16 protein-coding genes and 1 pseudogene are annotated in these 24,346 nt (G+C 35.0%); 4 read left to right on the top strand and 13 right to left on the bottom strand.

The annotated features are described in order from the left end of the window. Positions 1-68 precede the first annotated feature (68 nt). Both odhB and CELAL_RS10035 read right to left on the bottom strand, forming a co-directional pair. Positions 69-1,289, bottom strand: coding sequence for a 2-oxoglutarate dehydrogenase complex dihydrolipoyllysine-residue succinyltransferase (gene odhB, locus CELAL_RS10040; RefSeq protein ID WP_013550799.1), 1,221 nt, complete (start codon positions 1,287-1,289; stop codon positions 69-71). A 52-nt stretch (positions 1,290-1,341) separates the two neighbouring features. Beyond that, entirely contained in the window at positions 1,342-4,131 is a 2,790-nt protein-coding gene (locus CELAL_RS10035; RefSeq protein WP_013550798.1) for a 2-oxoglutarate dehydrogenase E1 component, read from the bottom strand. A 101-nt stretch (positions 4,132-4,232) separates the two neighbouring features. On the opposite strand from CELAL_RS10035, the gene CELAL_RS10030 reads away from it, so the two are divergent. Beyond that, entirely contained in the window at positions 4,233-4,760 is a 528-nt protein-coding gene (locus CELAL_RS10030) for a hypothetical protein (RefSeq protein ID WP_013550797.1), read from the top strand. Here the strand turns inward: CELAL_RS10030 and CELAL_RS10025 are convergent. The 4 genes and pseudogenes from CELAL_RS10025 to CELAL_RS10010 all read right to left on the bottom strand — a co-directional run bounded on the left by CELAL_RS10025 (position 4,757) and on the right by CELAL_RS10010 (position 8,750). Then, on the bottom strand, positions 4,757-5,110 hold the full coding sequence (locus CELAL_RS10025; protein ID WP_041557687.1) for a hypothetical protein: 354 nt from the start codon (positions 5,108-5,110) through the stop codon (positions 4,757-4,759). The two genes, CELAL_RS10030 and CELAL_RS10025, sit on opposite strands and share 4 nt — an antisense overlap. Before the next feature lie 41 nt (positions 5,111-5,151). Beyond that, positions 5,152-6,441: pseudogene (locus tag CELAL_RS10020) on the bottom strand (amidohydrolase family protein). 83 nt (positions 6,442-6,524) lie between these two features. Beyond that, the gene (gene galE, locus CELAL_RS10015; protein ID WP_013550795.1) at positions 6,525-7,541 is read right to left on the bottom strand and encodes a UDP-glucose 4-epimerase GalE; all 1,017 of its coding nucleotides are present in this window, start codon (positions 7,539-7,541) and stop codon (positions 6,525-6,527) included. A gap of 54 nt (positions 7,542-7,595) precedes the next feature. Beyond that, positions 7,596-8,750 carry a DegT/DnrJ/EryC1/StrS family aminotransferase gene (locus CELAL_RS10010; RefSeq protein WP_041557686.1) on the bottom strand — a complete coding sequence of 385 codons (1,155 nt, stop codon included), beginning with the start codon at positions 8,748-8,750 and terminating at the stop codon, positions 7,596-7,598. A 94-nt stretch (positions 8,751-8,844) separates the two neighbouring features. On the opposite strand from CELAL_RS10010, the gene CELAL_RS10005 reads away from it, so the two are divergent. Beyond that, complete coding sequence (locus tag CELAL_RS10005) at positions 8,845-10,080, top strand: 3-deoxy-D-manno-octulosonic acid transferase (RefSeq protein ID WP_013550793.1); 1,236 nt, start codon at positions 8,845-8,847, stop codon at positions 10,078-10,080. Between the two features lie 379 nt (positions 10,081-10,459). Next, positions 10,460-10,957 (top strand): heme-binding domain-containing protein, encoded by a 498-nt coding sequence (locus CELAL_RS10000; protein ID WP_013550791.1) that lies wholly within the window; start codon positions 10,460-10,462, stop codon positions 10,955-10,957. 78 nt (positions 10,958-11,035) lie between these two features. On the opposite strand, the gene CELAL_RS09995 is transcribed toward CELAL_RS10000, so the two are convergent. Genes CELAL_RS09995 through CELAL_RS09965 form a run of 7 tightly spaced genes read right to left on the bottom strand, consistent with a single transcriptional unit; the run spans position 11,036 to position 23,170 of the window. Beyond that, a complete protein-coding gene (locus tag CELAL_RS09995) occupies positions 11,036-12,673 on the bottom strand; it encodes a sodium:solute symporter (protein ID WP_013550790.1) in 1,638 nt (545 codons plus the stop codon). A 3-nt stretch (positions 12,674-12,676) separates the two neighbouring features. Beyond that, positions 12,677-14,221, bottom strand: a complete 1,545-nt coding sequence (locus CELAL_RS09990; RefSeq protein ID WP_013550789.1) for a hypothetical protein — start codon at positions 14,219-14,221, stop codon at positions 12,677-12,679. Beyond that, positions 14,214-15,260, bottom strand: coding sequence for a glycoside hydrolase family 130 protein (locus tag CELAL_RS09985; protein WP_013550788.1), 1,047 nt, complete (start codon positions 15,258-15,260; stop codon positions 14,214-14,216). The genes CELAL_RS09990 and CELAL_RS09985 overlap by 8 nt, the downstream gene beginning before the upstream one ends. Before the next feature lie 52 nt (positions 15,261-15,312). Then, entirely contained in the window at positions 15,313-16,830 is a 1,518-nt protein-coding gene (locus CELAL_RS09980) for a hypothetical protein (protein WP_013550787.1), read from the bottom strand. A 30-nt stretch (positions 16,831-16,860) separates the two neighbouring features. Further along, a complete protein-coding gene (locus tag CELAL_RS09975) occupies positions 16,861-18,528 on the bottom strand; it encodes a hypothetical protein (protein WP_013550786.1) in 1,668 nt (555 codons plus the stop codon). Positions 18,529-18,539: 11 nt separating this feature from the next. Then, on the bottom strand, positions 18,540-20,075 hold the full coding sequence (locus tag CELAL_RS09970; RefSeq protein WP_245529687.1) for a RagB/SusD family nutrient uptake outer membrane protein: 1,536 nt from the start codon (positions 20,073-20,075) through the stop codon (positions 18,540-18,542). A gap of 11 nt (positions 20,076-20,086) precedes the next feature. Next, the gene (locus tag CELAL_RS09965; RefSeq protein ID WP_013550784.1) at positions 20,087-23,170 is read right to left on the bottom strand and encodes a SusC/RagA family TonB-linked outer membrane protein; all 3,084 of its coding nucleotides are present in this window, start codon (positions 23,168-23,170) and stop codon (positions 20,087-20,089) included. 259 nt (positions 23,171-23,429) lie between these two features. Here CELAL_RS09965 and CELAL_RS09960 point away from each other — a divergent pair, with 259 nt between their 5' ends. Further along, positions 23,430-24,302 carry an AraC family transcriptional regulator gene (locus CELAL_RS09960; protein WP_013550783.1) on the top strand — a complete coding sequence of 291 codons (873 nt, stop codon included), beginning with the start codon at positions 23,430-23,432 and terminating at the stop codon, positions 24,300-24,302. Positions 24,303-24,346: the final 44 nt, after the last annotated feature.

The following is a 24,346-nucleotide window of genomic DNA, read 5'->3' as shown; positions in this document are numbered from 1 at the left end:
AAAGCACTAAAAAAGCCTGAAGATCATAAACATCTTCAGGCTTTTTTTACAAACTTAATACTATTGAATTACAATTCTAATGCTTTCATTACATTGCCATCCATTAATAATTCTACTGGATTTTCTAATGCTTCTTTAATTGCGACTAAGAAACCTACAGATTCTTTACCATCAATTATTCTGTGATCATATGATAATGCAAGATACATTATTGGTGCAGCTACTATTTCTCCATTACGAACAATAGGACGCTCAACAATATTGTGCATTCCTAAAATAGCACTTTGCGGAGGATTTATAATTGGTGTAGATAACATTGAACCAAAGACACCACCATTTGTAATAGTAAAGGTACCACCTGTCATTTCATTAACTGTGATTTCTCCTTCTCTAGCACGAATCGCTAATCTTTTAACCTCTGCTTCTACCCCTCTAAAGGTTAAGTTTTCTGCATTTCTAATTACAGGAACCATTAATCCTTTTGGACCTGAAACCGCTATACTAATATCACAGAAATCATAGGTAATCATTTCTTTTCCATCAATCATAGAGTTCACTGTTGGATAAAGCTCTAAAGCCCTAACCACTGCAAGCGTAAAGAAAGACATAAAGCCAAGCCCTACACCATGTTTACTTTTGAATGATTCTTTATGTTGATTTCTCAATTCAAAAATAGGAGACATATCTACTTCATTAAAAGTAGTTAACATAGCCGTTTCATTCTTAACAGACACTAAACGCTCTGCTACTTTTCTACGTAACATTGACAATTTAGACCTGCTTTCTCCTCTTTTTCCTCCAGTAGGTGTTCCCATAGAAGGTACTGCTTGAACTGCATCTTCTTTAGTAATTCTACCATCTTTACCAGTACCTTTTACCGCACCAGCTTCCATTCCTTTTTCTGCTAATATTTTCTTTGCCGCAGGAGATGCTACTCCAGATACATACGTTTCTTTTGCTTGTACAGGCTGTGGTGCTTTCTTTTCCTCTTTAGGAGTTTCTTTCACTTCCTCTTTTGGAGCAGCAGCTTTTGATGCGCCAGAAGGTTTTTCTGCACTCGTATCAATTAAACAAACCACTTCACCTACTGCAACAGCATCACCCTCTTCTGCTTTCAAAGTGATAATACCACTTTCTTCAGCAGGTAATTCTAAGGTTGCTTTATCAGAATCTACTTCTGCAATTGCTTGATCTTTTTCTACATAATCTCCGTCTTGAACTAACCAAGCAGCAATTTCAACTTCTGTTATAGATTCCCCTGGTGAAGGAACTTTCATTTCTAAAATCATTATCGTATAATTTTAATTTTTAACCTGTATCTTTTTTTCTTTACTTAATAGCTTACTTACGAATCATGTTATCTTTTGTCTTATCAAAAACATAATCTATCACTTCTTGATGACGACGTTTAGAGCGCACTGCACTACCCGCTGCTGGTGACGCATAAAAACGCCTTGAAGCTACTCTTACTTTACTAGCCTCACTAAAGTGCATCATAATAAAACTCCAAGCTCCCATATTCCTAGGCTCTTCTTGTGCCCAAACAACATCATCTGCCTTCGTATATTTCTTCATTAACGCCTTCATTTTACTAGCTGGTAATGGAAATAATTGCTCTACACGAACTAAAGCGACATCTTCTCTAGCATTTTCTTCACGAGCTGCTAATAAATCATAATAAAATTTACCCGTACAGAATACGAGAGTTTTTACTTTTTTAACATCAGCGGCACTATCATCTATCACCTCTTGAAAACCACCATTAGCAAACTCATCTACAGTAGATACTGCTTTTGGATGACGCAATAAACTTTTTGGCGTAAATACAACCAAAGGCTTTCTAAAATTCGCCTTCATCTGTCTACGTAATAGGTGAAACATATTTGCTGGCGTTGTAACATCTGCTATAAACATATTATCACTTGCGCAAAGTTGTAAAAAACGCTCCATACGTGCAGAAGAATGTTCTGCACCCTGACCTTCATAACCGTGTGGCAGTAACATTACCAAACCGTTTTGTAATTTCCACTTGTCTTCTGCTGCAGAAATATATTGGTCAATCATAATTTGAGCTCCATTGCTGAAATCTCCAAATTGCGCTTCCCAAATAGTAAGTGTATTAGGGCTAGCCATGGCATAACCATAATCAAAACCTACCACCCCATATTCTGAAAGGTGTGAATTAAATATATGGAAATCGCCCTTTTTACCTTCTATTAAATTTAAAGGAACAACTTCCTCTTCACTATCCTCAACTTTTACAACTGCATGACGGTGAGAAAAAGTACCTCTTTCTACATCTTGACCAGACATTCTAACGCCAAAACCTTCTTGCAATAAAGATCCGTATGCTAACAGTTCTCCCATAGCCCAATCTAACTTATCATTCTCAAAGAACATTTTTCTTCGATCCTCAATAAGCTTATCTACTTTACGTAAAAACTTTTTACCTTTTGGTAGACTCGTAAGAGAATTAGCTATTTGCGTAAGTTTATCTTGCGGATAAGAAGTATCAATTGGCTTTACCATCTCATCTTCTTGAACACGAACAAAACCTTTCCATTCATCTGCCATAAATGGCGTGATTACGGTCTTATCTTCTTTACGAGAATCTTCTAATTCTGTTTCTAAAGAATCTTTATATTCTTGCTCTAATTTACCAATGTAATTTTCATCGATAATACCTTCTGCAATAAGCTTTGCTGCATAAATATCTCTTGGACTTTCATGTTTGGCTATCGCTTTGTATAATTTAGGTTGCGTAAAACGAGGCTCATCACCTTCATTATGCCCATATTTTCGGTACCCTAATAAATCAAGAAAAACATCTCGCTTATAACGCATTCTGTATTCTAAAGCGAATAAAGAAGCATGAACAACAGCTTCTGCATCATCAGCATTAACATGTAAAACTGGACTCAAAGTTACTTTACCTACATCTGTACAATAAGTAGAACTACGAGCATCCAGGTAATTTGTTGTAAAACCTATTTGGTTATTTACCACCATATGGATTGTACCACCAGTTTTATAACCATCAAGATTAGCCATCTGGATAACTTCATACACCAAACCTTGCCCTGCAATGGCTGCATCACCATGCACAACAATTGGTAACACTTTAGAGAAGTCCTCTTTGTAATGTGTATCTTGTTTTGCTCTTGTTATACCTTCTACAACTGCACCAACAGTCTCTAAGTGAGATGGATTAGGCGCAATGTTCATTTTTATTTTATTCCCATTATCAGACATCCTTTCAGAAGTCCAACCCAAGTGATATTTAACATCACCATCAAAAATTACTTGCTCGTAATCTTTACCGTCAAATTCGCTAAAGATATCTTTAGCGGCTTTACCAAAAATATTGGTAAGCACATTTAGTCTACCCCTATGCGCCATACCCATAACAAACTGCTCAACACCCATTACTGCAGCGCGTTCCACAATAGCATCTAAAGCAGGTATTAGCGACTCATTACCTTCTAAAGAAAAACGTTTTTGACCTACATATTTTGTATGCAAAAAGCTTTCAAAAGAAACTGCCTGATTTAGTTTTCTAAGAATTTTTTTCTTTTGTTCTGCATCATAATTAGGATGGTTATCATTGACATTTAGCCAATCTTGAATCCACTTAATTCGCTCAGGACTTCTGATATACATGTACTCAACCCCTATTGCATCACAATAGATATTGGTTAAGTGCGAAATTATCTCCGTTAAGGTATTTGGACCTATGCCTAAAATTTCTCCTGCGGTAAACACCGTATTTAAATCTTCTGAGGATAAGCCAAAATTTTCAATAGCTAACGTTGGCTCGTATTTTCTTCGCTCACGAACAGGGTTTGTTTTTGTAAACAAATGTCCACGAGATCTATACCCGTCAATTAATCGAATAACCTGAAATTCTTTTTGTAGTGATTGTGGCATTTCTGAAGTGCCAGATGGTGCAGCAACATTATTTGGTGTTACTGGCAAGTCAAGTTCATCTAAAAGACTCTCTTGGCCAAAATCAAATCCTTGAAAAAATGCGCGCCAACTAGGCTCAACACTATCTGGATTAATTAAATACTTGTCATATAACTCTGCAAAAAACGAAGTATGCGCAGCGTTTAAAAAGGAATATTTATCCATAAATAATTTTCTCTTCCCTGTGAATAAAATTTAGTCAAAAATACAACATTTCAAAAATCTAGTCCTATATTAGGTACTAATATTAAAGAAAAATAACAATTATGAATATTTTGACTGATTTGTTCTTAAAAAGATGGCAATTGATTTTATTTTTTGCGTTTTCGTCAACGCTAACGTTTTCGCAAAATACAAATTCCGGAGAATTTTGGGATAATGTTCGTTTTGGCGGAGGAATAGGACTAGGATTTGGCAACGGTTATTTTAACGGCTCAATTTCCCCAAGTGCAATATACCAAGTATCCGAAAAATTTGCCGCTGGCGTACAATTGAACTTCAGTTATGCCACCTTTGATGATGATACACTTACCGCTTATGGCGGAAGTTTAATTTCCCTGTATAACATAATCCCAGCCATTCAATTATCTGGTGAATTAGAGCAGTTGAGGATAAACAGAACCACTTCTTTTATGGATGGAGATTTTAAAGATAACTATTGGAGCCCTGCACTTTATCTAGGAGCTGGATATGTAAATAGGAATTTTACGGTTGGCTTAAAATACAATGTGCTGCATGATGAAAAAAGCATCTACTCAGACGCTTTGATTCCTTTTGTTAGGATTTATTTTTAAGCATATTTCTGCCTAAACCATACTTTTTGATATTCTCGTTGCAGCACTAAAAAAGCAACATGATTGGAAATATCAACAACATCTGAAGCTTTAATCTCTTTTACCTTTTTTTCTGGAACATCTATAATATATAATAGATTAAGATAATCTGCAAAACGCTCCATCATCAATCTATAGATTTTTTGATGAAGAATTGTTTTTAAGTTCTTAGGGTTTACTTGAAAAGGAAGGTCAATATCTACATTTGCTAAACCAAAATCTTTCACCAATTGAGCTACAAGATTTTGATAAAGACCACTATCTACTGATTCCGTTAAAAGCGCGTTGCTGTCTGTAAAATTAAGCATCATACTTTATGTACGAAACAGAAGTAGATTTTGGTTCTAGCAGACTAGGGTTTTAACTCATTTTTATAAACTTGGCCCTCTTTCATAACGAAGGTAATATTTTCTAATTGCGATATATCCTGAAGAGGATCACCTGATACCGCAACAATATCTGCAAAATATCCAACCTTAATTAATCCCACTTCATCTGCCACACCCAATAAATTTGCATTTGTTACCGTTGCAGATTGCATGGCTTCAATAGCTGGCATCCCAGCCTCTACCATATACCCAAATTCTTTAGCATTTAAGCCATGGGGGTATACCCCTGCATCTGTTCCAAAGGCAATTTTCACCCCTTTCTTATAGGCTTTTGAAAATGTTCCTTGAATTAAGGGCCCTATTTCTCTTGCCTTAACAGCAACTACTTCCGGAAAATACCCTTCAATCTCTGCTTACTCTGCTACTTGTTTCCCTGCGGTAATAGTGGGCACCAAATACGCATTGTACTGCTTCATTAATTCCATTGTTTCTTCACTCATATAACTGCCATGCTCTATCGTCTTAATACCGCCTTTTATAGCTCTTTGCATTCCCTCATCACCATGTGCATGCGCTGCTGTCAACATACCATAATCATCCGCAGTTTGCGTAATAGCTTTTATCTCATCAATTGTAAATTGCGGATTTTTACCATTCTTAGCCACACTAAGAACGCCACCTGTTGCTGTAATTTTTATAACATCTGCACCATCTTTATACCGTTGTCTAACCGCTTTTCTACCTTCTTCAGGAGAATTAACCACGCCCTCTTTTGGACCTGGATCTCCTGTAAACTCATGGCTTCTACCATTTGTAGGATCCGCATGACCACCAGTAGTAGCAATAGATTTACCTGCTGTAAAAACCCTGGGCCCTACTACTATTCCTTTATTTATAGCATTCCTAATAGCTATATTAACTCCGGACCCTCCTAAATCTCGAACTGTAGTAAAACCAGCCATTAATGTTTTCTTGGCAAAAACGGTTGATTTAAAAGCAATATCTGCTTCGTTATCAGTGAAACGCTCTACATATGTCCTAGGATTAGATTCACTTTCAATATGTACATGCATATCTATAAAACCAGGCATCACAGTACTTGTCCTCAAATCGATGACAGCATCTGCAGCACCTCCCGACACAAACCCTTTTTTTATCTCCTTTATTTTAGTCCTCGAAATAACTACAGTCTTTTCTGACCATACTTTACCAGACTCCATATCTATAATTTTACCACACTGTAGGTACGTATCTTGTGCATTTAAAAAAGAAGTCAAAACTAAAAGAAGCGTAAGCGTGGTTATTTTTTTCATTTCGAGGTGTTTTTATAAACAAACAGAGCAGAAATATACATATATTTCTGCTCTATTGTTAAAATTTATAGTTTACTCTCAGTCTAAGCTCTAACCTTTTGCTCCCAATCCCAAGCAGATTTCATAGCTTCATCTAAAGTAGATTCTGCTTTCCAACCTAATTCATTATTCGCTTTTTCTGTATTTGCATAGGCCTCTGTAATATCACCTGTTCTGCGTGGTACAATTTTATAATTCAATTTCTTTCCTGATACCTTCTCAAAACTTTTAATCACTTCAAGAACCGTACTTCCCGTTCCTGTTCCTAAATTAAAAACTTCGTAATTCTCTTTGTTTTTAGCTTCAAGAAGTCTTTCTAAAGCAACAACATGCGCCTTTGCCAAATCTACCACATGAATATAATCACGAACACAAGTACCATCTGACGTAGGATAATCATCTCCAAACACAGACAACTGATCACGTAAACCCATTCCCGTCTGTGTAATAAAAGGGACCAAATTCTGAGGCACTCCTATAGGCAACTCACCTATTTCTGTACTTGGGTGTGCACCCATAGGATTAAAATATCGTAAAGCAATTGCATTTAACGAGGGTACAACTTTACAAGTATCTGTAATAATTTCTTCACCCATTTGTTTAGTATTCCCATAAGGAGATTCTGCTGTTTTCACGGGCGCATCTTCTGTTATTGGCATTTTATCTGCTTGCCCATAAACTGTACAAGAAGAACTAAAGATAAAACTAGCTTTATCTTTCTTTGCCAACTCCTTAAGAAGATAAACCAAGGTACCTATATTGTTCTCGTAGTATAGTAACGGTTTCTCAACACTTTCTCCCACAGCTTTAGAGGCCGCAAAATGAATGACTCCTTGCACATCTGCATGCCTCTTAAAAAAATCTTCAACTTTTGATTTTTCCTTTAAATCTATTTTTTCAAATAAGGGTTTTTTACCTGTTATAGCAACAATACCATCAAGTACTTTTTCTGATGAATTAGATAAATCATCAATGATAATCACTTCAAATCCTTTGTTTTGTAATTCTACAACGGTATGAGAGCCAATAAAACCCAATCCTCCGGTAACAAGTATTTTCATTTTTTATTATTTAATTGTTATATTTCTGCCTGATAAATCTAGAGAGAATACTAATTATGCTGTAACAAAACCGATAATAGTCTCCGTAATAAAGTTTATCTGCTCTTCATCTAATTCTGTATGCATTGGCAATGAGATAACTTCTTTAACCAATTGATTGGTAACAGGGAAGTCAGCATCATTATAGCGATCGTCTACATATGCTTTTTGTTTGTGTAAAGGAATTGGATAATACACTCCACAAGGGATTCCTTTTTCTGCTAAATGTTTAACTAAAGCATCTCGCTTACCATTTGTAATTTTTAGAGTATACTGATGAAAAACATGACAATCACACGTATCACATATACCTACACAATTATTAACAGTTACAGGAATAAGAATACCTGCTATATTTTCAAAAGCTGCATTATACTTACGAGCACTATCTCTTCTCTTTGCATTATACTCATTTAATAAGGGAAGTTTAGCTCGCAAAACTGCAGCTTGCAAACTATCTAATCTAGAATTTACCCCTACCACATCATGATGATAACGTTCGTACATTCCGTGGTTTACTATTCCTCTTAAAGTATGTGCTAATTTATCATCATTCGTAAAAATAGCACCCCCATCTCCGTATGCCCCTAAGTTTTTAGACGGAAAAAAAGAAGTCGCTGCCACATGACCTATAGCGCCTGCTTTTTGTTTCTCTCCATTTTTTGAAGTATACGTTGCTCCAATTGCTTGAGCGTTATCTTCGATAACAAATAGATTATGTTTTTCTGCAATTTCTAATATCACATCCATGTTTGCACATTGACCAAAAAGATGTACAGGAACTATTGCCTTCGTTTTTGAAGTAATTGCCCGTTCAATTGCAGCAGGGTCAATATTAAAAGTATCTGGCAACACATCTACCAAAACTGGTGTTAATTGTAATAATGCAATCACCTCAACGGTAGCTGCAAAAGTAAAGTCTGCCGTGATTACCTCATCTCCAGGTTGCAAACCAAGACCCATCATAGCTATTTGTAAAGCATCAGTTCCATTGGCACAAGGAATAACATGTTTAACGCCTAAATAATCTTCTAATTCTTTTTGAAAACTATGTACTTCAGGTCCATTTATAAAAGCTGAAGTTTCTAAAATTGTTGTAAATGAAGCATTTACCTGTTCTTTGATGGCTTCGTATTGACCGTTAAGATCAACCATTTGAATTTTTCGCATCTTATATCATTAGAAATGTAAAATTACAAAAAGTCAGTAAAGCACCCAATCTATTTATATAAAGAAGCGTAATTTAGCCGAAAACTATTTTTAAGTGCATTTTATTTACAATTGCTCCGTATATATTGTTAGCTTTTTTCTTAGGATTTTGGCGCTATTTAGCCCCAAGTTAAAATTATTTGTAAACGGACGAAAAGATATCTTTACCACCTTGGAAGATAAATTATCAAAAGAGGCACCCGTAATCTGGATTCATACAGCATCATTAGGAGAGTTTGAACAAGGACTTCCTGTAATTGAAGCCTTAAATAAAAACTATTCAAAACATCAAATACTAGTAACTTTCTTTTCTCCTTCGGGATTTGAAGTGAAAAAAAAATCAAGCTCAGCAGATGTCATTACTTATTTGCCATTAGACACTAGATATAATGCCAAACGTTTCATCGCAGCAGTAAATCCGGACCTTGCACTATTTGTGAAATACGAAATTTGGCCAAATTATTTAAGTGAGCTAGAAAAAAACAAAATTCCAACTTTATTAATCTCTGCTATTTTCAATAAACGTCAAATATTTTTCAAAATTTACGGCAGTTTCATGCGAAAGAGTCTGTCTGCTTTCTCCTATTTTTTTGTTCAAGATAAAAACTCACAAGAATTATTAAAATCAATTGGCTTCAACAATAGTACGATTAGTGGAGATACTCGATTTGACCGTGTATTAAAAATTCTAGATCAAGACAATGAGTTAGACTTCATGGGCAATTTTAAACAAGACAAGTCCTGTTTTGTTGCTGGTAGTTCTTGGCCAGAAGACGAAGCTATTATCGTAAACTACATCAACTCAAATAATTCTAGTTTAAAATTTGTTTTTGCTCCGCATACCATCAAAAAAGAAGCGATACAGAAACTAGCACATGCTATTCAAAAGAAAACGGTATTGTATTCTGAATTGTCTGATAAAAACCCTTCTGATTATGAAGTTCTAATTGTAGACACGATTGGAATACTTACCAAAATATATAGTTATGCTGATGTTGCTTATGTAGGTGGTGGTTTTGCAACAGGATTACACAATACTCTAGAACCTGCCGTTTTCGGAATTCCGGTATTGATTGGGCCTAAGTATAGCGGATTTAAAGAAGCTGAAGATTTAGTAGCAGAAAAAGGAGTCATTTCAATTACCAATCAAGAGCATTTTACCCTTGAATTGAATAAGCTACTTACCTCACAAAAGCACTACCAAGAAACAGGAAGAATTAACGCCAGTTATATCTCTAAAAGAAAAGGAGCTACAAACTTAATAATGGATTATATTGATACTATAATGTAATTGAGTCTCTAAAGTAGAGACATACCGTTCGTCGATTAATAGCAATAGCATACTGAAAATTAGATATTTATTCCCTACTTTTAATTAAAACAAGATCATTATGGAAGATGTTACCATTAGTACGAGAGTACTCAACGGATTCCTAACTCTTATGGTTGGTGTTTTAGTATTAATTCTTATAGGAGTAGTTGTTTGCTTAATTTTAACAGCGCTTGGAATCCTATAAAAAATACTACTACAAATATGAATTATACACCTACTTAAAACTATTGAAAAATTAACCAAAAGCCCTTTTTCTGGGCTTTTTTTTGTTTTGAATAAAATGTGTTTATCTTTAGATTACATAATCATATAATAGCACCTCAATAAAACTAACTTCATGCTAAAAAAAATACTAATTGGCCTTGGGCTGATCTTTGTAGTACTTCAGTTTTTTCGCCCAGAAAAGAATATTTCTAATGACATGACTCATGATATTTCTACAGCATATGAAATTCCTGAAGACGTAAATCACCTACTAAAAGTGTCTTGCAATGATTGCCATTCCAACAATACCGAATACCCATGGTATGCAAATGTTCAACCGGTAGCATGGTGGTTAAATGATCATGTAGCCGATGGAAAAAGACATTTAAACTTCTCAACATTTACCAAGCTACCTATAGCCGTCCAAAACCATAAATTAGAAGAAACTATAGAAATGGTAGAAGAAAAAGAAATGCCATTAGCCTCTTACACTAATTTTGGCTTACATTCCGAAGCTAACTTAACAGATGAGCAACGTGAAAAAATTATTCATTGGGCAAAAGTACAAATGGAGCAATTAAAAAATAATTATCCTGCAGATAGCTTAATCATGAAGCGTAAAAAGAAGTAGGAAGTCTAATTTTAAATTTAAAAATCCCACACCATAACAGTGTGGGATTTTAAATTAACTCTAATCAACTGTACGAATTTAATAAAACAATCCATACATAACAAAACAGGCTATAACTAATAAAATAGCTTGTACTCTAAAATTCTTGTACCAAACAATGCCTTTTAATTCTATGGTTTCGTCTATCCAAATTTGCTTTGTCCACGTATTTCCGGTAACCTTATCTGCTGGTGGCGGTGCAGTTGCTAAACTAACGATTATAGATACTACCAAACTAATAAGTAGCAATACAGGCGCTAATAGTAAAAAGTGAATATTTATTTTTACGCCTAAAACATACTTAAGCGTCATAATGACAGCAGCAACAGCTAAACCAGCCATTAACCCGCTAAATGCTCCTTTTGCATTAGCTCTTTTCCAGAATAGACCAATAAAAAATGTACCCACAATTGGTGGTGCTAAATAAGAAACTATTTCTTGATAATAAGCTATAAGCGAATCAAATCGCTGAATATATGGTGCCCAAATAACTGCAATTACCAAGGTAACAACAGCTGTAATTTGACCTACTTTAACCTTTTTTGAACTACTAGCTGTTTTATCAATTTTACTATAAAAATCCATAGTAAAAAGGGTTGATACAGAACTAAGTGTTGCACTCAAGGTTGAGGTAAGCGCAGATATCATTGCAGATAAAATAATGCCAATAAGACCTACAGGTAATAACTTAACAATTAATCTAGGATAAACTTGATCGGTATTAATTCCGTATTTCTCTTTTAAGTCTATACCGCTAATTAATTCGTGCGGTAAATTCTCTACTCCAAATAGGTTTATACCACGAGCAATTAATCCAGGAACAATAAATATGAATAATGTAAACAAGTATAAAAAGCCAACCAGAAGTACACCTTTTCTACCATGGTCTATAGATTTTGCAGATAATACACGTTGAACCATTACCTGGTTATTTGCCCAAAAATAAAATCCAAGAATAGGTATACCAACCCACATTCCCAGCCAAGGTACTGTAGGGTCGTCTAAAGGTCTGGTTAATTTTAACCAAACACCATCGTTAAATTTATCTATAAAAGATTCCCAGCCACCAATACTACTAATAGCATAGAACGATAAAATTGAAGAACCAATAATTAATACAGCGGCCTGTATCATATCTGCATTAATAGCAGAAGATAAACCACCAATAATGGTATAACTACCAGCAACGGCGGCCATTCCTATAATAATCCAGATAATTTCTACTTCCGGGAAAATCATTTTTATGATTAATGCACCCGTGTAGAGTGTTGCGGCTGCATCTAAAAAAACATTTCCTATAATGGTAATAAAAGAAAAATAGGTTCTAGACTTGCCGTCAAATCTGCGTTCTAAAAATTCTGGCATTGTAAAAATTCCAGATTTTATATAAAACGGAAGAAAGAACATTGCAAAAAAGACCATTATTAAAACAGATATCCAGTTGTAGTTAAACACTGCAATACCGCTAATAAAACCCTCGCCAGAATGCCCCATTAAGGTAGAGCTAGAAACGCTTGCGGCAAACAAAGATAGTCCAACCATTGGCCAGGTTAAATTTCTACCAGCCAAAAAGTAGGCGTCAGAATCTTTGCTCTTTCCATTTTTTAAAGCCCACCATATTATAAAAATGATATAGAGAACAAGAACTGTAAGATCTATATAACTTAAATTACTCATAAATTAATAGTTATAGGTTGTGTAAAGTAATACACTTTTTGCAGGAATAGTTATTTGTTCTGTTCCCGATGTAAAACTTAGATTATTTTGTACTGCTTTAGGAAAGTTATTACTGTCTACAGGTCTGTTATTTTCGCTGTAGCTGTACTTTTTAAAGCTTTTATTTTTAAGATTTTCAGTTTCTAAATAGAATGTAGCTTCTTTATCACTGTTATTTACAACTGAAAATGTAACATCATTACTAGCAGACCAACCAGCTACCATACGTACTTTGTTTATGTCTAATCCGGTAGTTTTTACAATTTTCATATCGTTTGTAAAATACCTTGTTAAAATAGACCACGTATAAAACCAAGGTCTTATGTCTTCCTCTTTGACATCGCCAGTTAGTTCTTTGCCAAGAATATTCCACATTCCCCATTTCTTAAGCTGATTTTTTTCTCCTGTATCGCCATTAGTGTGCATAGCATCATCTAATCCCCAAGCGATTACCGCATCAAAACCACTATTCATAGATTGCACTAAAACATCTGCCATATCTACACCATAGTCATAATCATAAATTGATAATTGACTATCTGGACTTGCAAACGGATCTGCTTCGTACCTTTTTATATTGCTCTCTACGTATTTTTCAAACCCTATTTCTCCTAAAATAAAGGGCTTTCTAGCAACGCTATCAGCAAAAGAAATCATTGCGGTGTAGTGTTTTTCAAAATCACCAGAACGTACAAATTCTTTAGTAGGATAATCGTGAACATCGTAGGCAGCTAAAACATCGTTTAATTGTAAAACCGATTCTTTTGCCCATTCTGCACCTGTATACTTAGATTTTTCGTTGTTAAATGGCGTAGCATCTGGACCTATTACGTGTACTGGTGTTTTTAGTTTTTTAGATACAAAAGCACTATCTAACTTTTTAACACCTAGTTTCCACTCGTTCCAATTACCATCTATAGAAGACCAATAACCATTAGGTTCGTTTACTAAATTGTAATATTTAATACAGGTATACCCTTTTGTATTTACTAGGTAATCTACATGTTGTGCAATACTATTTAACCATTTTGGATCTGTAGCACCCGTAAACGTATTTTGCATTTTTAGGTGTGTATCATGCACTTTATAGGGCTGCCCCCATTCACCCAAAATAACTTTTATATTATTTTTTTCACAGTAATCTAGCAGCTTGTATAAAGCGTGCATTTCCTGGTTTTCAAAATTTAAAATAGGGGAACCATCTTTATCAATGCCTTCTAAATACCTCCAATTTGCCTGATCTAAAACTCGCACAATTTTAGGTTTCATATAGTCTAACCTTTTAAAAACGGTTTCCCATTTTTTATCAGTCATTAATAAACCCCATTCTGCATCATCTGCATCTGCGTGCGGGTACGCAGACCACTCTATGCCATTGCCAATAAACTCGCTAGAGATAATTTTATCGGCTTCAATTTTAACTAACTCAGTCTTTTTTACCGTTTGGCAAGATGCTAACGGTAAAAAGATAAGGAGTATTATGTAGTTAAATAGTTGCTTTTTAAGCATTCTTTAATTCATTTAATAATTCATCAATACGACAAGTTGCCAAGCCAACATACCTGTCTGCAGCACCATAATATACATATAAAGTATCATCAATAATCATATTTCCTGTTGGAAAAACACAGCCTTTATAAAAGCCATCAATTTCATAATCGTGTTCTGGTTCCATAATCCAATTAGTTAGCCTAGACTTTACAATTGTAGGATTTTCTAAATCTAAAAGTGCTGCCCCAACACGGTAATATCCTAATCCGCCATTCTCTACACCATGGTAAATAATTAACCAACCATCTTTAGTTTTTAAAGGCGGCGTGCTGCCACCAATTTTCTCTTCCCAAGTGCCATTTATTCCTGCTAGCAGTAATGTGCTTGGTTCTTCCCAAACCATTAAATCATCAGAATAGCGAAGCCAAATAGCAGGCTTATCACAACCATATTCTTCGCCTACCCATTCTTTTGGTCTGTGTAGCATTGCAAATTTCCCGTTTATTTTTTCAGGAAAAAGTATAACATCTCTATCGTCTAAATTACTTTGTGTAATTCTTCCTAAACGCCTGTAGTTTTTAAAATCTTTAGTTAAAAGCAAACCAGAGTTTGCAATGTTATTTTTTAAAACTAAAGGTGCATCTACATCACATTCTGGTACTAAAATTTCATCGTGATCAAAATTCCAATATTGTCCTGGAGGATGGGGCCTGTACGCATAAGTAATATAAAATTCTGATCCAAATTTTACAATTCTAGGATCTTCTACTGCGCCCATATCTGGACCATCGATACTTGGACTAAAAGCAGGTTTATCTGAAGTACGTGTAAAGTTAACTCCATCTGTACTAGTTGCTAAGCCAAAGCGTATTTGGTGCTCTTTATCATTACCTGCTGCTCTGTAAAGCATATAAAAGGTACCTTCTTCATACCAAACTCCAGGATTACAAACTACTAAGCTTTCCCAGTCGTTTTCTGGATTTGGACTTAAAACTGGGTTGTTTTGGTGTTTTTTAAGGCGTAATAACCCTGTTTTGTTTTCTTCTACAGTATTCATTCTAATTTATATTTCCTTATTCTTAATTTATATTTTCAATCCTATCTTGAACTTATTCCATATTTGTGAATAGAATAAAAGACTCCCCTTCTAATGTCATTTTTACACCTTCAGCAAAGTTTAAATTCATATTATTTTCTGATGGAACAGCAAATCCATCAGCATCTACAGTACCTGTAAAAGAACCATCTGCTTTAGACTTGTAACTGTATTTATTTGCTGTAATAGCACCTAGGAAGTCCGACTTTAATTCTAGCTCATATGTAGTGTAGTGCGAGTTTACAATTGCTATTGTTTGTTTGCCATTGTAAGTACCTACTACAGCACGTAATCCTTTTTTGTTTGGTAGGTTTACCTTATAAATATCACTACCAGCAGGGAAAAAGCGTGTTAATAAAGATACAGGGTAGAAATATGGTCTTATAGCTTCGTCCGCAGCATTACCCGTATGTTCTTCTCCTAAGATGTTCCAGAACCCCCAACGTTTTAATTTATCAGACTGGTAATCTCCGTTATCAGGGCTATTATACATAGCATCATCCATATTCCAAACTAAAGAGCCAGAGTACCCTTCTCTCATTGCTTGTATTAAAGCATCTGCCATATCTATACCGTAAAATGCTTTGTAAATCATCATATTAGAATCTTCACCAGCATACGGGTCATTCGCAATTGCTTCTTCGTTTTCCTGTTTTAATTGCGCATCTACTTCTGTGTATTTAAAACCTATTTCACCTAAAACAATACGCTTGTCTGCAGGAGTTTCTTTTTTATAAGCTCTAAGCATTTGAGCAAATTCTCCACTACGAATTAATTGCTGCTGTGGGTATACGTGAATGTCATACAAACCAACATTATCTCCTAAATCTGCTTCCGTTTTTGTAAACCAATCTGTCTGACTAGCAGTGTTAAAAACTGCAATATCTGGCCCCATAACTTTTAGATCTGCCAAGCTGTATTTTTTTATTTCTTCTAAATACGCTAGTTGTACATTTTTCCAAATATTGTAATCCCCTTTTGTACTAGACCAGTCGCCATTTGGCTCATTAATAATATTTATAGTCTTAATATTTGTATACCCTTTTTCATTTACTAAATGATTTAAGAATTTCACAGAGTTTTGAATCCAACCCATGTCTATAGTGCTAATATCATCAGTAGAACTATGCCCCCATTCACCAAACGTAATTTCTATATTTCGGTCTTTTGCGTAGTCTAACATTTTAAAAAGTGAAACCGTTTTTGTTGTCTCGTCATAGGTGCCATTATTGTCATAAGACCACGCAGGATTTGTTACTATTCTTAAAAACGGAGGGCGCATAAAATCTATACGATTAAATAAAGTGTTCCAATCCGCATCGCTAAGTGTTTCTGTTCCTAGCCAAGTTGGTGTCATTTCATAACCTCCCCATTGCGCACCGTTACCCACAAAGTCTGTAGAAACCAATTCTTCTGTAATTACTACTTCTCTATTTTTTTCTAGAGAAGTAAATGCTGGTTCTTCATCGTCACAACTTGCGGCAATAAGTAACATTGGTAATACAGCGGCGAATATATTTTTTACTGTCATTTTTTTGTTTTTTTTAATTCGATAAAAGAACTATTGTTTGTCTAAATTAATCTCGTATTGATACGTCCAACACATGTAATTATCATAGTTTCCGTAGCTCCAATTAGGCTCTAGCTCTCTGTAAGCAAGTGTAAACTGAAGTGTAATTCCCGTGTCGGTAGCCAACATTTTAGCTTCTGAGGTAAGATCGTCTTTAGAAGTGCCTATGTACATTGTATTTGTAGCTAAATCTATCTCAAAGTAAGATTCGCCAGCAGGTAACAAATGTCTAAGTTTAGCATTTAAGTCTACATCCGCATCTGCGTGGTTGTAATCTCCGTAAACGCCATCCGCGCCAGCGTTATTTGTTATTTTTCCGTTAGGTCTGTCACCATTATAGCCTTCGCTTACAACAACAATTTCGTTATCAAATTCTAAATTAGCACTTGTAAAATCATCGCTAATATTTTTGCTGTAATCACTACCGTACTCTTGGTTTACATAGATTAGAGATGATGGATTAGAATAGGTGCCATCTAAGTCAGATTTTACTAGAATTTTTACGGTCCAGCTTGCACTTTCTCCAGTTTCTGAAGTAACATTTATAGTAGTCGTATTTGCTGTTGAAAAATCTAAAGTGCTACCAACACTAGTATCAGCTGTTGCAGCGTAAGACAAGTCTAAGCCAGTAAGTTCTATGGCTGCTAAATTTGCGCCATTATCCAAAATAGTAACTGTAATTTCTTTAGTGTCGCCATCTATTTGCGTATCACCATCTTGGTCTTTGACTGTTAGGCCAGTAATACTATTACCTGTTTGTAACACACGTTCTTTAGTCAATGTATACCAAGTTGAATTGGACATATGTGCTAATTCTTCATAACTCCAATCGGTATCTGTCCAACTAAAGTTATCTACTAAATAAGGAACTTCTGTTTTTAGCGTAACCTCATTAGTTTCCGTAAGCAATTCTAAATCTAGCTCGTATTCAACTTTATTAGCATCAGTAATTATAACTTTATTACGTTCAAAATCTCGTAACCAAGTACCATTACCTGTTGGTATTTTTCGGAATCTAGAATTAAAATCCCATCCTTTAGCAGCATCTGTATAGCTGCCAAAAAGGCCATCACTACCTGCATTGTGCTCGTAGTTACCAAAAGGGTTTCCTTTGGCATCTGCGCCTTCTACGGTAAAAATAATTTCGTTGTCTAACTCAGGGTTTAATTCTGGTAAATAATCTGTAATCTGAACATATTTTTCCCATCCCCAGCTTTCCCAGGTAAACATATCGCAATACATACTAACATTACCAATGTACCAAGTACCTTCTAAGTCAGATTTAAAAGGTAATAAAGAAACCTCCCAGCTTAAGCTTTCTCCTGCGCCAGATGCAACAGCAATTGTAGCTGTACCGCTGCTTAAATCTAAGGTTGTGCCTTTCTCATTTGCAGAGCTAGCTCCATATGAAAACGCGATGTTTTTAATTTCCACATTTGCTAAGTCAGCTATGTTCTCAACTTTGGCATAGATTTTAATTTTTGCATCGTCAAAATTACGTTCTATAATTGCTGTTCCTATTTGGCCTTCGACTAAAATAGAAACCACATTACGATCTTTTTGCCAATCTGTGCCCTCTACATCTTCAAGAGGGTTTTCTGTACAAGCAACAAAAAACAATGCCAGTACTATAAAGTATATGTTATATAATTTTTTCATTATGCTTTAGTTTAGTTGATGTTTGGATTTAAATCTATCTCACGTTGCGGAATAGGGTAAAAAGCTACTGCATCTGGAGATAAGCCAGCTGCTTTTGTAACATTACTTTGTACCGTATTTGTACGTCTAAGATCCCATAGGCGGTCTCCTTCGTAAGCAAGTTCTCTTTGGCGTTCTGCTACAATTAGTTTTCTAAAATCGGCTTTAGACAAACCACCAATACTAGCTAATTCTGTAGCATTGGCTCTATTTCTAATTTGGTTGTATTGTGCTAAGCCATCTGCATTGGCAGTAGCCTCTGCATATACCAGTTGTATGTCTGAGTAGCGAATTAAATACGGTCTTGTGCTTGTTTTGTCACCCTCGAACTTAGGATCTATATATTTTCTAGTGAAAGGATAAATTACCGTGCCATCTGCAACAGAGCCAATAGCGGCACCACTTTGATCATATACTTCAGAAACAAACAAATCGGTTTTACGTTTGTCTGCAGCTTCATAAGACGCAAATAATTTATCTGAAGTTTGAAAAACGCTCCACCCATCGTGTGTTGGAGAAAAAGTATCATCTGTATTTTTTAGATATACTGTAGCGCCATCTATATAAGGAATAAAGTATTTTGATAATTTAGAATAATCTCCCTCTTGTGTGCCAGACCTATCTAATGATAAAATAAAAATATGTTCTGGACCGTTAGGAGTATCTACATTGTAAATGTTTTGAAGATCCATATCGTGACTATATTCACCTTGATTATTTAAAACCATACCAGCATACTCTGCAGATTTAGTATATAAATTATCTACACTTTCTGTAATGGTATTATACTTAGGAACCCCACTTTCTTTTGCAGAAGCAGCAAATAAATACACTTTAGAAAGTAATGCCTGTGCAGCTACTTTATCTGCGCGACCTGCAACTCTGTTTACCTCTAAATTGTCTATTGCTCTAGTTAAATCTTCAATTAAAAAAGCATAAACCTCTTGCATATCTGCAGGTAATGTAGCTGTTGTTTCATCTAACTTATCAATTAAAGATTTTTGTAATGGTGCTAAACCAAATGCTTTTACGGCATTAAAATGGTTATAAGCTCTTAAGAATAAGGCCTCACCTAAAATGCGTTTTTCGTCTTCTGGGTTAAACCCTTTGCCTTCTATATTTTCTATAACAGCATTGGCACGATTTACAGCAATATAAATAGATCTGTAATATTGTGTTAATAATTGGTTTTGAGCAGTAACCTCCCAGTTTACAAATGCTTGCGCATCTGCACCTTCGTCTGCCTTTACATTACAGTTGTCTGATGCTAATTCTGTAAAGTAATATGTTACAGGAGCATAACTAACAAGTGTAAGTGCGTCATAAGCATATAAAATAGATGCTTCTGCGTCTTCTATAGTTTTATAGAAATTTTCATCGGAATAAAAACCGGTAGGTTCTACATCTAAGCTTTCGCAAGAAGTAACACCCGCAACAAGAGCGAGCGCTACTATTAATTTTTTAAAGTGCTTCATTTTCAATTCGTTTATTATTGTAAATGTTTTCATTTTAACTGAATTTAAAAGGTTAGTTCTACGCCTAAGGTCCAGTTTCTTAACTTAGGATAACCTCCCCAATAAATACCGTCTCCGCCTAATTCAGGATCATAACCCTTAAAATCTGTTATGGTGAATAGGTTTGTTCCGTTCATAAAAATTCTACCTTTTTTAAGCCATGCCGTTTTTAGGTCTTTTACAGTATAGCCTACAGAAAGGTTTTGTAAGCGTAAAAAACTTCCTTTCTCTATAAACCAATCTGACATATAAACAGTACGGCCATCTCTTAAACTTGGGTAATTGTTTGTTGTGTTATCTTGCGTCCAACGTAAGGGTGTATTGCTTGGCTCGCTAAATGCTTTCGTATTAAAAATATCTTGACCAATACTACTGTTAAAGAAAAGCGAGAAGTCAAAATTCTTATAGCGCGCATTAAGATTAAAACTTGCTATAAAATCTGGATTAGGGTTACCAATTATAGCACGGTCATTCTCATCAATAACTCCATCCTCATTTAAATCTCTATATTTAAATTCTCCCGGTTGTGCCAAATCACCCGTTAGTCCCGCAGCCAAACCTTCGGCCTCAGACTGTATAATACCAGCTACCTTATAACCATAAAAAACATTTATAGGTTGCCCAATAGCTAAGATGTTTGGTATAGCACGAAAAGCTTCAACTTGATTTCCAGAAAATTCATATTTAACCCCAGTTAAAGCATCGGTATTTAAACCAGATGATACAGCGTCTCCTAGGCTAACTACTTTGTTTTTGTTTCTAGAGAAAATGAACATTCCGTTTAGCCCCCAATCTTCTTTATTAACCATAGTACCATCTAAAGTTACTTCTACCCCTTGGTTTTCTATTTCACCATCATTAACCCAAATTTTATCATAAGAAGAAGAAGGAGAAAGTAAACGCTCGCGTAATAAATCTGAGGTTGATTTTTTATAGTAATCTGCTGTGATTTTTACTCTATTATTTAAAAAGGCAATATCAGCTCCTATATTAAATTGTGCTGTAGTCTCCCATTTTAAGTCTGGATTAGGAATACCACCCCAGGTTTTCTTACCACTTTGACTATCTTGACCCACTACGTAACCAGGGCCAATCGTTGTTTGCCAACGACCGTTTACATAGTATTGATCTTGTCCGTACCTACTATTAATTAAATAAGGAGAAATACCTTGATTACCAGAAATACCGTAGCTAGCGCGAAGTTTAAACTCATCAAAAACATTTAAATTTTCAATAAAGCTCTCCTTATGCAACTTCCAACCTAACGCACCAGAAGGAAACATCGCCCACTGATTGTTCGCTCCAAATTTTGAAGAACCATCGGTACGCACGGTAAATGTTGCTAAATATTTATCATCATAAGAATAATTTAAACGACCAAGACCAGAGTACATCACGGTTTCAGATAAGCTGTTCGCTACAGATTGCTTTTCAGGATTACCTGCAGCAAGATTACCATTCCCTAAAGATTCATTTAAAAAATCATAGGCTCTCAAATCAGAAGTTCTAGCCTCATATCCTTGGTATGAGAAACCTGCCATTGCAGTAAAGCTATGTTTCTCTTTAAACATATCGTTAAACGTTAAGAACGTTTCCGCAACGGTTTCACTACTTTCCCAATTATTAACACCTCCAGAACCGTTATTAAAAGTACCATCCTCTGTATATCTTTTAGGATTATAATAATCTGTAATAGAACGACCAAATTTATGGTTTACTTGGGTTTTTAATTTTAAAGTTGGAATAAATTGAATCTCTACAAAAGCAGAACCAATAAAATCTAAAAACTTATTTTTATTCGTTCTATTTTCAGTTAATGCAGTAGGGTGTGAATAATCTTGTGACCCGGCTAAAAAATAATCATTAGAAGGATTTCCTTCCAAATAAACTGGAAAAATAGGATTACGCCAATATGCCAGTCCTCCATTATTATTTCTATTTCCTTTAGAGTAAATAACATTTCCTCCAATGGTAACTTTATCATCATAAATTTTATGAGTAACATTAAGGTTAATGTTCAATTTCTCATAATCATCCTCTATGTAAACCCCTTCATTCGTGTAATAGGTTGTACTTAAACTAAATTGGGTTCTATCTGTCTGACTCCGTATAGCTAGATTGGTATTATTAGATACTGGATCACGAAAAACGACATCATCCCAACGTGTATTGTAAGACCAATCCCCATTTTTAAGCTCCCCTACAGAAGGGTAATACACCCCATTTGCATCTCTAGAACCAATATAAACTGGTGTAAAACCACCATTAGTTCTGCTCTCGTTACTTAGCTCAGCCATTAAAACTGGATCCCTCCATAAATTCAAATCGGACGTAAACCTGGTAAATGTATTTTGTTGGGAAACGGTTACTTCGGTACTGTGTTTTGCTCCTTTTTTTGTAGTTATTATAATGACACCATTAGCTCCTCTAGAACCATAAATAGCGGCAGCAGATGCATCTTTTAACACTTCCATTGAGGCAATATCTTGAGGAGATATTTGCTTTAAATCTCCGGCATACCCAATAGGAAAACCATCCACTACAACAAGAGGATCATTACCACCGCGTAAAGAACTACCCCCTCTAATTCTAATAACTGCGCCCGCCCCTGGAGTATCTGAAGCTGCGATAACTTGCACACCAGCCACTTGACCTTGCAATAAGCCATCTATAGAATTTGATGGTTTTGATGGGATGTTAGCCATTTCAACAGAAGTTACAGATCCCGTTAAATCGCTCTTCTTAACAGAACCATATCCTACAACAACAACTTCAGAAAGCTGCTCAAGATCTTCTTCAAGAATAACCGTTATTGCAGCACTACTGTTTACAGAAATAGTCTGTGTTACAAAACCTATATAAGAAACTACGAGTTCAGTATTAAGATTGTTCATTTCAATAGAAAAATTCCCATCAAAATCTGTTGTTACTCCATTTGTAGCAGAACCATTTTCCATAATGGTTACACCAAGCAAAGGAATTCCGTCGTTAGATTTTACTGTTCCGGTTACCTTAATTTGTGCAACCCCAGAGAAGCCAAAAATTAAGAAAACAATAAAAATTATGCTTTTTTGAAATTCATATTTCATTAGTTCATAAGTTTAATTAGTTAGTAATTAAGTTGTTTACAAAAGAATAACATATCCTTAACCTTAATTTTGTAAATCATGTTGATTAATGATACTTATATGAAAAACCTGTCTTAAATAAACAAAATGACACTATTAAATGAAAAAATATAAGATGTTTTACAGTTATTTTTATTTAATTTGATAATTATTAAGACTATAAATTTATAATTTAATATATTTTATATCTTATTTTGAGAAAACACCCTATGATACTTTTATGAACAAAGAAGCGCGTATTTTAAGAGAATTAGTACCTATATCTGAAGATGATTTCTTTATTGTATTAAATCATCATTCTGCTAAATTTGATTTTCCGATTCATTTTCACCCAGAACTAGAACTTAACTTGGTCCTAAACTCTACAGGCAAAAGAATTATAGGAGACTCCATACAAGAATACACTGATTGTGATTTGGTGTTGGTTGGCTCTAATACACCACATGCTTGGACCGGAGAAGACGAAAACACAAAAGCCCATGTGGTTACCGTTCAATTTCATCAGAAATTCTTATCAGAACTAGCACTAAACAGAAAACTCATGCTACCTATCAGACTCCTTTTAGAGAAATCTAAAAGAGGAATTTTATTTTCAAAAGAAACGCTATCAGTTTTAAAGCCAAAAATATTACGTTTATCCGAATCACAAGATTTTGATTCCTTACTAAATTTTCTATCTATCTTATATGACTTATCTATTGCTCGCAATACTAAAACACTAGCAAGTCACTCATACGTGGACCACTATACCATTCACAAAAGTCGCAGAATAGAAAAAGTGAATACTTATATTAAAGAAAACTTACATCAAAAAATACTTCTAAAAGATGTAGCAAGCTTAATAAATATGTCAGAATCTGCTTTTAGCCATTTCTTCAAAAGAAGCACTAATTCCTCATTTTCCGATTACGTTAGTGACCTACGACTAGGGCATGCCGCTAGACTTCTAATAGAAACAGAACGCTCTATTAATGAAATTTGCTATGACAGTGGCTTTAACAACATTTCAAACTTCAACAGAACCTTTAAACGAAAAATGGGATATACTCCAAGTTATTTTAGAGATCAACAAAAACTGATTACAAAACACTAAAATACTATTAGGATTCAGCACAAATTACAAAGTATTAGTTTTTG

The organism is Cellulophaga algicola DSM 14237 (genome assembly GCF_000186265.1).
Classification (GTDB): Bacteria; Bacteroidota; Bacteroidia; order Flavobacteriales; family Flavobacteriaceae; genus Cellulophaga; species Cellulophaga algicola.
Note: the sequence above shows the minus strand (reverse complement) of the source record. Positions and strands in the feature narration are given on the sequence as shown.

Bases quoted from the DNA above. Each gene is read 5' to 3' on its own strand.
- CELAL_RS09980 (WP_013550787.1), bottom strand. From the start codon at position 16,830: ATGACAGTAAAAAATATATTCGCCGCTGTATTACCAATGTTACTTATT.
- CELAL_RS09990 (WP_013550789.1), bottom strand. From the start codon at position 14,221: ATGCTTAAAAAGCAACTATTTAACTACATAATACTCCTTATCTTTTTA.
- galE (WP_013550795.1), bottom strand. From the start codon at position 7,541: ATGAAAATACTTGTTACCGGAGGATTGGGTTTTATTGGCTCTCATACC.
- CELAL_RS09970 (WP_245529687.1), bottom strand. From the start codon at position 20,075: ATGAAAACATTTACAATAATAAACGAATTGAAAATGAAGCACTTTAAA.
- CELAL_RS10035 (WP_013550798.1), bottom strand. From the start codon at position 4,131: ATGGATAAATATTCCTTTTTAAACGCTGCGCATACTTCGTTTTTTGCA.
- CELAL_RS10000 (WP_013550791.1), top strand. From the start codon at position 10,460: ATGCTAAAAAAAATACTAATTGGCCTTGGGCTGATCTTTGTAGTACTT.
- CELAL_RS09995 (WP_013550790.1), bottom strand. From the start codon at position 12,673: ATGAGTAATTTAAGTTATATAGATCTTACAGTTCTTGTTCTCTATATC.
- CELAL_RS09960 (WP_013550783.1), top strand. From the start codon at position 23,430: ATGAACAAAGAAGCGCGTATTTTAAGAGAATTAGTACCTATATCTGAA.
- CELAL_RS09985 (WP_013550788.1), bottom strand. From the start codon at position 15,260: ATGAATACTGTAGAAGAAAACAAAACAGGGTTATTACGCCTTAAAAAA.
- CELAL_RS10025 (WP_041557687.1), bottom strand. From the start codon at position 5,110: ATGATGCTTAATTTTACAGACAGCAACGCGCTTTTAACGGAATCAGTA.
- CELAL_RS10030 (WP_013550797.1), top strand. From the start codon at position 4,233: ATGAATATTTTGACTGATTTGTTCTTAAAAAGATGGCAATTGATTTTA.
- CELAL_RS09975 (WP_013550786.1), bottom strand. From the start codon at position 18,528: ATGAAAAAATTATATAACATATACTTTATAGTACTGGCATTGTTTTTT.
- CELAL_RS09965 (WP_013550784.1), bottom strand. From the start codon at position 23,170: ATGAAATATGAATTTCAAAAAAGCATAATTTTTATTGTTTTCTTAATT.
- odhB (WP_013550799.1), bottom strand. From the start codon at position 1,289: ATGATTTTAGAAATGAAAGTTCCTTCACCAGGGGAATCTATAACAGAA.
- CELAL_RS10010 (WP_041557686.1), bottom strand. From the start codon at position 8,750: ATGCGAAAAATTCAAATGGTTGATCTTAACGGTCAATACGAAGCCATC.